Source organism: Flavobacterium frigoritolerans (assembly GCF_025847275.1).
Taxonomy (GTDB): Bacteria; Bacteroidota; Bacteroidia; order Flavobacteriales; family Flavobacteriaceae; genus Flavobacterium; species Flavobacterium frigoritolerans.
Window position 1 is genome coordinate 463,109 of the sequence record NZ_JAOZEV010000002.1, and the last position, 10,702, is coordinate 473,810.

A 10,702-nucleotide genomic window follows, 5' to 3' on the forward strand; every position below is an offset into this window, starting at 1 on the left:
TCCTATTTTACACATTGTAAAATGGGATTTTTTTTTTGATTAAAAACAAAAGCGAATCTTAACTAAGAACCGCTATTTGAAAAAATATGATTGAAAATTGAATTAGAAAATCTGGATTTGCTTTTTTCTTCAACAACTTCATGTGATGAAAATCCTAAGATAATTTTGATTCCAAGAGGAATACTATTTAAAATACCCCTTTTTTGCTCTTCAAGCGTCGATTGGAGATCTTCTTGTACTTGTTTTTTGTAATTGAAATAAGAAAAAACTAATAGAGCCGAAAAATTTAATACTTCGCGTGCAGTTTCACTTTTTATACCTACCTCGTTTGAAACCATTTCGGTAATTCTTGACTTTTTATTATCAAAAATTCGCTTTAACAACTTATTCCCTTCGTCTTTATAGCAATCATCAACAGATAATAATCTTCCCGATTCAAAATCTATTTCTTTATAAAATTCTGTAACTTCTACAATCTCTACTAACTCATTGTACAAACTGGCCTCATGTATTTTATTATATGCTCCAATTAAAATAGTTCCAATAGATGCATCAATTGCTTTAATTAGTAAAGCATCATTTTCGAAGTAAAATTTATTTAGTTTTGAAACAACATTTGAAGAAATAAAACGCCTAAGTTCAATTTGTAAATTTGGATTCATGAATACTGGATTTCTTTAATTAAAAAATAATTTATATCAATTATAAATAATCGATAAAGTGTGGTATTTTATCGTTTATGTGATAAATATATATAAAATAATAACATATCCAAAAAAAACGTTAAAAAAAAATTTAACACAATGTTCAAAAAAATCTTATTTTTAATGAGAAACCCAACAAAACCATTAGCTTCATAAATATTAACAAAAATAAACAAAAAACCAAAAATAAGAAAAACCTTATACTGAAATTAACTTATTTAGTCTTTTATTTACATTTAACAAGGCGTCTCAATATTAATAAATTGACTATTGAAACTGCAACAAAAATGAATAAACTAGATATTAAAAAGACTCAATCCCAAGTCATAAGTCATACATAAACCCATAACCCTACAAAACAATTTTAATACATGAATAATATAAATAAAACCTGTTTTTTGCATATTTAAAATAGTTTTATGCAAAATTATATTTTAATTTTAACCCTTTAAATTAGGTTTCACTTTATACCACACTATGGCAATTAACTTACAGAAAGGGCAAAAAATAAATATTGGCTTATTAAATATAACAATTGGCCTAGGTTGGGATCCAAATGAAGGCACAGGAAGTAATTTCGATCTAGATGCTTCTGCAATTATGATTAATTCTGAAAGAAAACTTTTAGATGAAGATTATTTCGTTTTCTACAACAATCTAAAATCTCCCGACGGATCTCTAGAACATACAGGTGATGATCCCGACGGAAAAAACAGTGATGGTGATGATGATGAAGCTATAAAAATTGACTTGACAAAAGTCGACCCAAGAGTAAAAGAAATTTTATTTGTGGTTACAATTGAGGATTACGAAAGAAGAAAACAAAACTTCGGACAAGTTAGAAATTCATACATAAGAATAGTTGATAATTCAACCCGTGAAGAAATTGCAAAATATGAATTAGACGAAGACTTCTCGATAGAGACAGGAATAGAATTTGGAAGGCTTTATAAAAGAAATGAACAATGGAGATTTGAAGCATCCGGAATAGGATACAGAGCCGACTTAGGTTACTTTTTAGAAAAATATTATTCTGGCGAAATCATTAAATAATTTCTAATACTTAACAAAACCCATTCGTTTCATTAATAATTACAAAAACAAACTGTTTTACCATTCGAAAAAGACTCCTTTGAGATATTTTGAAACATTAAAACAAATTTGTTTTTAATTAAAATCACAAGCTTGAAAATAAATTTCGCAAACCACAGTCACCTTTCTTTTGATTTATGGCTAACATTAATAAAATCAAATCCCGAATTTAAAAGTAAAAGGAATTTATTATTCAAAGATTTTTTTGATGTAGATGCTACAATCGAAAAAGTTAATGATGTTGTACGTTATTATGATGTTTTATGCAATAATATAAACGAGAGAACAGGATTGAATATCGATACTTACGAAATTTATTACCTAATTCTTAGCGCACTAAATGTTAACATTAATGACATCGACACCACGAAATTAGAATTATTTTATAAAGAGACAGAGTTGTTATTTTTAAAATACAAACCTGAGCTTCTTTATGCCAATATTCCACAACTTTTTAAAGAAATCACTGAACAAGAAAAGACGATTAATTTATTAAGCAATACTGCCTTTATAAAAGGAAATACGCTGAGAAAAATCCTTTCTTATTACGAATTGGATTCTTACTTTCAATTTCAGATTTATTCTGATGAAGTAGGACTCTCAAAACCAAATAATGAAATATTTCAATTAGTATTTAACCAAGCAAATAAAATTAAACCAATAACCAAAAAAGAAATACTGCATATAGGAGATAATATTGTAGCTGATTACAACGGAGCTATTAATTTTGGATTTGATGCACATCTATTAAAATAACAAAAGTGAATAAAAACTATAGTTTACATAAAATTCTTGAAAAAGATAACTGTCCATTTCAAGAAAAAGAATACAGCCGATTTAAGTTTGGAGATAAGTTTTATGCAGAGAAATTTGCAAAAGAATTATTTGATGGCTTTGTAAATGAATATCATGATTTACTATTATCAAATCAGGAAATTGTCATACTACCAAGTCCGTATTTATCTATCCCTACTGCTTCTAACTTCTTGTGTTATTACTTCAAGAAACAATTAAACAGTTTTTTATTTAAAAACAACAAGAAAGCATCTATTGAATCAAAAATTTACAGAAATCAAACCTATGTTACCGATTATGGAAATTTAGATTTCGAGGAAAGAGTAAAATTGATATCTAATGATACCTATTATATCGATAGGAATTTTATTGACGGAAAACTTTGTATTTTCGTAGATGACATTAAGATAACAGGAAGTCATGAACATACGGTAAATAAAATACTAAATCAATATAATGTAAATGGAGATTTTATATTTCTGTATTTTGCTGAATTAACAAACAAAGAGATTCATCCAAACATAGAAAACCATTACAATTATTATTCGGTTAAAACTGTTGAGGATATTGTAAACATTATAAATAGCGACCATTTTCAGTACAACACTAGAATAGTGAAGTTTATACTAAGTCTTAATGAAGATGAATTTTCTTTTTTAGCAAACAATATTTCTTTAGAGAAAAGCAACGATTTATTTCATCTTGCGATAAGTAATAATTACCATCAGATTTTAGAATACAAGAACAATATTAACGTAATAAAAATAGATTAAACTATGGCTATCAATTTACAAAAAGGGCAAAGAGAAAACATAAATGCTCCAAAATTCACAATTGGTTTAGGATGGGATACAAACAACAGTTCAACAGGATCTGGATTTGATCTTGATGCATCTGTGTTTATATTGGGGGAGAACAAAAAAATAATTTCTGACTCACATTTTATCTTTTATAACAATTTAAAATCACCAGATGAATCTGTAATACATACTGGAGACAACTTAACCGGAGATGGAGATGGAGATGATGAACAAATAAAAATAGACTTAACCAAAATTGATGCTTCTGTAAAAGAAATTTGCATTGTAGTAACGATTCATGATGCTGTAGCTAGAAAACAAAACTTCGGACAAGTTCGCAATTCATTCATCAGAATTGTAGATGACAGCAATAATACTGAAATGCTGAAATATGAATTAGAAGAAGATTTTTCTATAGAAACAGCAGTAGAATTTGGAAGAATATACAATAAAGACGGACAATGGAAATTTGAAGCTATTGGCGCAGGAATGAAAGGTGGATTAGAAGATTACTTAAATAAATATAACTAAGATTATGGCAATTAATTTAGAAAAAGGACAACGTATCAATCTTGAGAAAAGTAATGGTACAAAATTACAAAACATTTGTGTAGGAGTAAATTGGGGTGCAATCGAAAAAAAGGGACTTTTTGGAACAAAAAAAGAACCTGTTGATCTTGATGCAAGTTGTGCCGTTTATGATGACAAAAAAAATCATATTGACTCTGTTAATTTCAGAAAACTACAATCAAACGACCAAGCTATCAAACATAGTGGTGATGATTTAACTGGAGATATTAATGGTGATGACGGTTTAGACAATGAGGTTATTACACTAGATTTTTCTAGATTATCACCTTCTGCAAATCACGTTGCTTTTTTTATCAATAGTTTTAGAGGTCAGGATTTTAAAGATATTCCTTTTGCATCTATTCGTATCTACGAAGGAACTCCAACAAAAGTGAGCCAGGAATTTGCTCGTTATGATATCGCAAACGATACTTCTTTCTCTGGTAATGTATCTATGGTTCTTGGAGTTTTTTACAAAAGAAACGAAGAGTGGAAATTTAGTGCAATAGGCGCTCCAACAAAAGATAAAAAACTAGAAGAAACAATTCTTACAATTCAACAAAACCACTTATAAAATAACATGATAGATAATCAATTAGTTACACAGGAAAATCTTGCGTTAATTGACAAAGATGGAAATGTAAACTTGGCTACAATTACTGAAGCTGAAGTAAATAGTTACAAATCGATTTCAAATCAGTTAAATGAAAACGACACCAATTCTATCTTGAATTATGGTGCCGAAATTCAAAACTCTATCGCCAAACAAAGTGATACCTTCTTAACCAATGTTAGAACATATAACTCTGGAGAAGTAGGAACTTTGATTAACGATTTATTGACAGAATTAAATTATGTAGATATTGACCAACTAGATCAAGGTCCGTTTAAACGATTTCTTTCTAAAATTCCAGTCCTTAATAAGTTAGTTACTGATGTAAAGAAATTATTTCAGCAATACGATAAAATTACTGTAAACATCGATAAGATCAGTAATAAAGTAAAAGCAGGAATGATTAACTCTGTTAAAGACAATAGTGCACTTCAAACCATGTTTGATGGTAATGTTGGACTTATCAAAGAAATGGAAAAACACGTTATTGCAGGACAAATTCGTTTTAAAGAACTAAACGAAGAACTTGCGGTAATGGAAGCTAATACGGCACAATACCAAGATTATCAAATTTCGGACAAAAGAAATTTCATAAATCGTTTGGATAAGCGTTTGGCCGATATGAAAATTGTTCGTTTCATTATGTTGCAATCGCTAGCGCAAATACGTGTGGTTCAAAACAACAACACCTCTATTGCCGAAAAAGCGCAATCTATCTTAACGACAACAATGCCAGTTTGGAAAAACCAACTTACATTAGCGGTCGCTTTACAAAGACAAAAACAGAATATCGAAATTCAGCGTAAAGTATCTGAGACAACAAATACCATTTTGCAGAAAAATGCCGAAATGCTAAAACAAAACAGCATCGAAGTAGCCAGAGAAAATGAAAATACAATTGTCTCGTTAGAAACATTGAAAATGACAACAAAATCGTTAATCGATACGTTGACAGAAGTAAAACAAATTCATGAACAAGGTACAGAAACCAGAAGACAACTTGACGCTGGTTTACAAAGTCTTGAAACTGAATTAAAAAAAGGTGTTATAAGCTAATTGAACATAAGAAATCAATTAAATGCAAGAGGAAGAGGAACGGTTCGTTCAAATAATAAAAGATAGTAACAGAAGACTTGTGATTTTAGAATTGTTAGCCAATTTCTTTAATCACAAGGACCTTGTTAATACCTTAATAAAAACAAAAATAATCCACTCTCTTTTTCAAAACAACCGAACATTAGACATTAATAAATTAGAATTATTTCACATTCAGTTTACAAATAGTCTTATTGATTTGTTTCAAAAAATCAAGAAATCAAAAGAGCAACAGTATCTTTTAATTACGGATGAAATATATATTAATGATGACATTGTTTCTAAATTAAAAGTCGAAATCGGAGAAGCCAAATTTGCTAAGCAAACACAAGTGCATTCTCAAAATATGTCTAAAAAAATTGAACAGCTCTATCAACTATTTGCAACAGAAAAAGAAGATTTTTTTAACTGGAATGAGATTACGATATTTTCAGATACTGTTCAATCCGAATATTATCGAGAAATAAATACAGAACAATACGAGCAACTCACTCAAATTAATACTAGTTTGTATGAAAACTCGTTTGTTAAGTTTGAAAGAAAACTTTTAGGAAGATTAAACATTCTTAAATTTAAAATTAAATTCATGTGTGGCTTAGTTTACAATAATGATATTGTCGAAGCGTATGAATTTAGAGATTCAAACGACAAATTTATTTTTATTGCTAAAGACAAATCTTTCTATTTTCTGGATCATGAAAGAGCAAAAGGAATTGATTTTTCCAAAAACCATTCTTCCAAAGAAGAAATTGTAATGGAATTAACAGCTAAAAATGCCGATTTAAAATTAGAGCTTAGTACAATAAAAACAATACTACCAGATACAGTTCAAGAAGTATTAAAAGAGTATCTGGACAAAATTTCATCTGTAGATTTTCTTGATGAGTTGCAAAATGTAGATGAACAGACCAATATTTTAAAAACAATGTTAAATATTAATATTAATTAAGAACATAGAATGGCAATTAATTTAGAAAAAGGACAAAGACAAAGCATCGACGCTCCTAAGTTTACTGTAGGATTAGGATGGGATAGTAATTCTAGCAGTACTGGAGAAGGTTTTGACTTAGATGCATCAATATTTTTAATTGGAGCAAATGGTAAAATTCCTAGCGACAATCATTTTGTTTATTACAATAACTTAAAATCACCTGATCAGGCAGTAATTCATACTGGAGACAATTTAACTGGCGCTGGTGATGGAGACGATGAAAAAATACAAATCGACTTATCAAAAATAGCTCCTGAGGTTAACGAAATATCGTTTGTTGTTACAATACATCATGCCGATACAAGAAGACAAAACTTTGGTCAAATACGTAATTCATTTATCAGAATAGTAGATCAATCGAATGTAGAATTAGTAAAATACGAACTAGACGAAGATTTCTCTATAGAAACTGCTGTAGAATTTGGAAGAATTTACAAAAGAAACGAAGAGTGGAAATTTGAAGCTGTAGGTATTGGAATGAAAGGTGGTCTTCAGGATTATTTAAACAAATACAATTAAAAAACAGATGGCAATTAATTTAACCAAAGGGCAAAAAATTGATTTAAGAAAATCAAGCGGAGAATCATTAACCAGCTTTTGTGTTGGTGTAAACTGGGGAGCAATAGAAACCAAAGGGTTCTTAGGTTTATCAAAAAACGTAAAAGACGTTGACCTTGATTTGAGCTGCATATTAATAGACAATCAAAATAAACTTTGCGATCATTTATATTCTCCATTATACCGACTTGAAGCTTTACAACAATTTGGGTTAACCAAAGGTAAATTATTAAGCAACGATGGCGCATTAAAACATACAGGAGATGATCTTGCAGGTGATAAAGGTGGCGATGATGGTTTGGATAATGAAATCATAACCGTAGATTTGTCAAAAATTGATGCAAAAGTTACCCAGATATTTTTCTTTTTGAATAATGCTGGAAAAGAAGACTTTTCGCAAATACCGTATGCCAAAATAAGAATGTACGAAGGAACACCAACAAAAGTAATTTCCGAGTTCGCATCATATAACGTTTCTGCAGATAGACAATACACAAACAAACGTTCTATCATCATGGGGAAATTATATAAACGTGATAACGAATGGAAATTTAGTGCTATTGGTGACCCAACCGAAGATAGTTTCTTGGGACAAACAGCTCAAAGAATACTTCAATCGTATCTATAATTCATTTTGCGTGTAATTTTAAAAAAAAAGAAAACAAAAAGAAATTCATTTCTTTAACGTAGCTAGCTATGTGCATGTAAAATAAGTGGAGCGCCTATTTTGAGAGTACAAAACTTATGTTTCTATGCGTTAAAATAAATTACAGCCAATGAGTTATCTATAATAAAGAAACAAATAAATCTAAATAAATAATAAATTTCAACTTAATAAACAATAATGAACGAACATCCCATTTTCTCAGAACATCCTGGATTAATAGCAATATTTGCAATCGCAGTAGTTATAATGCTATTACTAGATTTAGGTATCTTCAACAAAAAAAGTCATGTCGTAACCAATAAAGAAGCTATATCCTGGTCATTAGTATGGATCAGTTTAGCAATGGGTTTCAGTGGTTTAGTTTACTATTACGCAGGTTCTGCTAAATTTTACGAATTTCAATCAGCATATTGGATCGAGAAAGCACTTTCTGTAGATAACCTTTTTGTGTTTATCCTAGTATTCAAATTTTTTGATGTACCAAATACCAACAAACATAAAGTCTTATTTTGGGGTATTATAGGAGCATTAGTCCTAAGAGCAATATTTATATTCTCTGGCGCTTTTTTAATCGAATTAACCTATTTAAACAAGCTTTTAAGCCTAGTTGGTGTAGAAGGATTTAAATACGATATTAACCTAATCATGACAGCCTTTGGATTATTCTTAGTTTATGCAGGAATAAAATCATGGTCTGCAGGAAATGAGGACGAAGACGAAGATTACAACAATACAAGAGGAGCCAAATTAATTAGAAAATTCTTTAGCGTAAGCGATAAGTATGACGGAGATAAATTCTTTACATACGAAAACGGGAAAAAACTAGCAACACCTCTTTTGGTTGTTGTAGCAGTTATAGAATTTACCGATTTACTTTTTGCAGTAGATTCAATCCCTGCGATTTTTGCAATCTCTAATGATCCGTTTATTCTTTATACATCAAACATTTTTGCAATATTAGGTTTAAGAGCATTGTTCTTTTTACTTGATAATTTCATCCACTTGTTTAGCAAATTACAATATGGTTTGGCAATAATTCTTGCTTTTATCGGGGTTAAGATGATTATTTCTCCATTCTATCATATAGAATCTCTTTATTCATTAATTGTTATTGCAGGTGTTTTAATAATATCTGTATTATTATCGGTTATGTTTCCAGAAGCAAAGGAAGAATAAAACCAATATTTTAAATACTAAAAAAGACCTCAATTGAGGTCTTTTTTTATGTCTTATAGTTTCGATTTAAAGATGCTTATTAAACAAATAACATTAACCTTTTATAATTGATAAGCCATTTTGTATAAGGAAATATAAAATAGAATTGAACTCATATATGCCTCCAATTACAAAATAACTTTTATGAGTTTTGCTACTATAATATTTTCATAGTCCTTCATAAACTTTTAAATCATGAGCGAAAACAAACTTTCAAAAGAAACAGAAATTAGGTTAACAGATTTTTTCAATAAATCAATTGACCCTAAAAGCATGGCAAAAGCAATACGCCAAGTAAACCACACACTTTCTTTATCCTTAATGAGAGGATCTGAAATAAAAGACATTGAAGATGATTTTTATTGGCTCAATAAATTAGCCGAAGCTCTAGATCCTTATTTGGATGTGGAGTGAAACTATCCGTTTACACACAAACCAACCGTAAACTTGTCAAGCTGAGCGGAGTCGAAGCCTCGCTAGTAACTCGACAATCAGGAAACCTTTGTGTTAGTTTCTTATGGAGACCCTTCGACTCCGCTCAGGGTGACAATATTGGGCAGAAAATCGTAATAGATACATTTTGGCTAAAGCCTTTTTTACTACTCCATTATAAACCTCCAGCTAAAGCAGGAGCCAATTCAAAAAAACTGTTGAAGTCAGGTTCAAAACATTTGCAAACTTGCCATTTTGAGGAACGAAGAATCACATACAGCAGCTTAACAATCTGAAAATATTATATTAGTTTACCATTCTTTGCTTCTCCATCTTTTTTACAATTAGCAAGGCAACCAATAAATTGGGCACCCAACAGAGCCAAGCAACTATTTTATATGCAGTCATAAATTCATTAAAAAGAATAACTAAAATCGGAAGCCAAATTCTAAGAGTAACCGCAGCAAAACATAAAGCATAACTGTAAATCATCATTTTTTTGTGGCTATTAATCATTCCTTTTTTAATGTCAAGATAAGCTCTTAGAGTTGTATAAAACCATAAAACACCTAAACAAGTAAATCCCAAAGCTGTAGTGAGTCCCCCAGTTGCATAAAAAGCAACGTATAAACTTGCCAAGGCACTTAATATTGATGAAATTACATAAACCTTACCTATTTGTCTATGCAATATTATTCTTCTTGTTCTCATTTTTGGGCTAAATTGTACCCATCCGATAAGTAACGCAAGTCCTCCTAAAACTATGTGAATATAAAATGCATAGTTCCAAAAAATACTATTCAATAATTCATCACTTTTTGAACTTAGCAACCCGAAATTTTTCTCTAATAAAAAATAAAGAATCGGATACAGCCCAATAATTATTGCAAAAGTTGCAAATAATACCCAAAGTGTTTTTTTAGCCATTGTTTATTCCAATTTTCTTTATTACCACTAACTTGTATAAACAACACAAACACTCATTACTGGAAATATTGATAAATATTTGTCTCACTTGATGTTACTACCAAATATATAACTCTTTTTATACAAAATAAAAAAATTACTTACTGAATGTTTCTTCAATGTGAAATCAGTAAATGAGTTAAATTTTAAAATTTGGATAATAAACATGTCTTTCCTGAAAAAGAAACCAGAAAGCCAAAAATG

13 protein-coding genes are annotated in these 10,702 nt (G+C 29.8%); 11 read left to right on the top strand and 2 right to left on the bottom strand.

What is annotated here, in order from left to right; all coding sequences use genetic code 11:
• Positions 1 to 62: 62 nt before the first annotated feature.
• A complete protein-coding gene (locus OIU80_RS04600) occupies positions 63 to 662 on the bottom strand; it encodes a DUF937 domain-containing protein (protein WP_264285868.1) in 600 nt (199 codons plus the stop codon).
• A gap of 519 nt (positions 663 to 1,181) precedes the next feature.
• Here OIU80_RS04600 and OIU80_RS04605 point away from each other — a divergent pair.
• The 11 genes from OIU80_RS04605 (at position 1,182) to OIU80_RS04655 (ending at position 9,514) form a co-directional block, all read left to right on the top strand.
• Positions 1,182 to 1,757 (top strand): TerD family protein, encoded by a 576-nt coding sequence (locus tag OIU80_RS04605; protein ID WP_264285869.1) that lies wholly within the window; start codon positions 1,182 to 1,184, stop codon positions 1,755 to 1,757.
• 132 nt (positions 1,758 to 1,889) lie between these two features.
• Positions 1,890 to 2,552: an HAD family hydrolase gene (locus tag OIU80_RS04610; protein WP_264285870.1), complete on the top strand. Its 663-nt coding sequence runs from the start codon at positions 1,890 to 1,892 to the stop codon at positions 2,550 to 2,552.
• Positions 2,553 to 2,557: 5 nt separating this feature from the next.
• Entirely contained in the window at positions 2,558 to 3,364 is an 807-nt protein-coding gene (locus tag OIU80_RS04615; RefSeq protein WP_264285871.1) for a phosphoribosyltransferase family protein, read from the top strand.
• Between the two features lie 3 nt (positions 3,365 to 3,367).
• Complete coding sequence (locus tag OIU80_RS04620; protein WP_264285872.1) at positions 3,368 to 3,922, top strand: TerD family protein; 555 nt, start codon at positions 3,368 to 3,370, stop codon at positions 3,920 to 3,922.
• Between the two features lie 4 nt (positions 3,923 to 3,926).
• Positions 3,927 to 4,535: a TerD family protein gene (locus tag OIU80_RS04625; RefSeq protein ID WP_264285873.1), complete on the top strand. Its 609-nt coding sequence runs from the start codon at positions 3,927 to 3,929 to the stop codon at positions 4,533 to 4,535.
• A 6-nt stretch (positions 4,536 to 4,541) separates the two neighbouring features.
• Positions 4,542 to 5,630, top strand: a complete 1,089-nt coding sequence (locus tag OIU80_RS04630) for a toxic anion resistance protein (protein WP_264285874.1) — start codon at positions 4,542 to 4,544, stop codon at positions 5,628 to 5,630.
• A gap of 22 nt (positions 5,631 to 5,652) precedes the next feature.
• The gene (locus tag OIU80_RS04635; RefSeq protein WP_264285875.1) at positions 5,653 to 6,618 is read left to right on the top strand and encodes a hypothetical protein; all 966 of its coding nucleotides are present in this window, start codon (positions 5,653 to 5,655) and stop codon (positions 6,616 to 6,618) included.
• A 9-nt stretch (positions 6,619 to 6,627) separates the two neighbouring features.
• On the top strand, positions 6,628 to 7,179 hold the full coding sequence (locus OIU80_RS04640) for a TerD family protein (protein ID WP_264285876.1): 552 nt from the start codon (positions 6,628 to 6,630) through the stop codon (positions 7,177 to 7,179).
• Positions 7,180 to 7,186: 7 nt separating this feature from the next.
• Positions 7,187 to 7,846, top strand: a complete 660-nt coding sequence (locus OIU80_RS04645) for a TerD family protein (RefSeq protein WP_264285877.1) — start codon at positions 7,187 to 7,189, stop codon at positions 7,844 to 7,846.
• A gap of 216 nt (positions 7,847 to 8,062) precedes the next feature.
• Positions 8,063 to 9,061 (top strand): TerC/Alx family metal homeostasis membrane protein, encoded by a 999-nt coding sequence (locus OIU80_RS04650; protein WP_264285878.1) that lies wholly within the window; start codon positions 8,063 to 8,065, stop codon positions 9,059 to 9,061.
• A 234-nt stretch (positions 9,062 to 9,295) separates the two neighbouring features.
• Entirely contained in the window at positions 9,296 to 9,514 is a 219-nt protein-coding gene (locus OIU80_RS04655; RefSeq protein WP_264285879.1) for a hypothetical protein, read from the top strand.
• Positions 9,515 to 9,838: 324 nt separating this feature from the next.
• On the opposite strand, the gene OIU80_RS04660 is transcribed toward OIU80_RS04655, so the two are convergent.
• On the bottom strand, positions 9,839 to 10,459 hold the full coding sequence (locus tag OIU80_RS04660) for a DUF2306 domain-containing protein (protein WP_264285880.1): 621 nt from the start codon (positions 10,457 to 10,459) through the stop codon (positions 9,839 to 9,841).
• Between the last annotated feature and the right edge of the window lie 243 nt (positions 10,460 to 10,702).

Coding starts and splice junctions, on each gene's coding strand:
- OIU80_RS04605 (WP_264285869.1), top strand. CDS start 1,182: ATGGCAATTAACTTACAGAAAGGGCAAAAAATAAATATTGGCTTATTA.
- OIU80_RS04645 (WP_264285877.1), top strand. CDS start 7,187: ATGGCAATTAATTTAACCAAAGGGCAAAAAATTGATTTAAGAAAATCA.
- OIU80_RS04625 (WP_264285873.1), top strand. CDS start 3,927: ATGGCAATTAATTTAGAAAAAGGACAACGTATCAATCTTGAGAAAAGT.
- OIU80_RS04630 (WP_264285874.1), top strand. CDS start 4,542: ATGATAGATAATCAATTAGTTACACAGGAAAATCTTGCGTTAATTGAC.
- OIU80_RS04600 (WP_264285868.1), bottom strand. CDS start 662: ATGAATCCAAATTTACAAATTGAACTTAGGCGTTTTATTTCTTCAAAT.
- OIU80_RS04640 (WP_264285876.1), top strand. CDS start 6,628: ATGGCAATTAATTTAGAAAAAGGACAAAGACAAAGCATCGACGCTCCT.
- OIU80_RS04655 (WP_264285879.1), top strand. CDS start 9,296: ATGAGCGAAAACAAACTTTCAAAAGAAACAGAAATTAGGTTAACAGAT.
- OIU80_RS04650 (WP_264285878.1), top strand. CDS start 8,063: ATGAACGAACATCCCATTTTCTCAGAACATCCTGGATTAATAGCAATA.
- OIU80_RS04660 (WP_264285880.1), bottom strand. CDS start 10,459: ATGGCTAAAAAAACACTTTGGGTATTATTTGCAACTTTTGCAATAATT.
- OIU80_RS04620 (WP_264285872.1), top strand. CDS start 3,368: ATGGCTATCAATTTACAAAAAGGGCAAAGAGAAAACATAAATGCTCCA.
- OIU80_RS04635 (WP_264285875.1), top strand. CDS start 5,653: ATGCAAGAGGAAGAGGAACGGTTCGTTCAAATAATAAAAGATAGTAAC.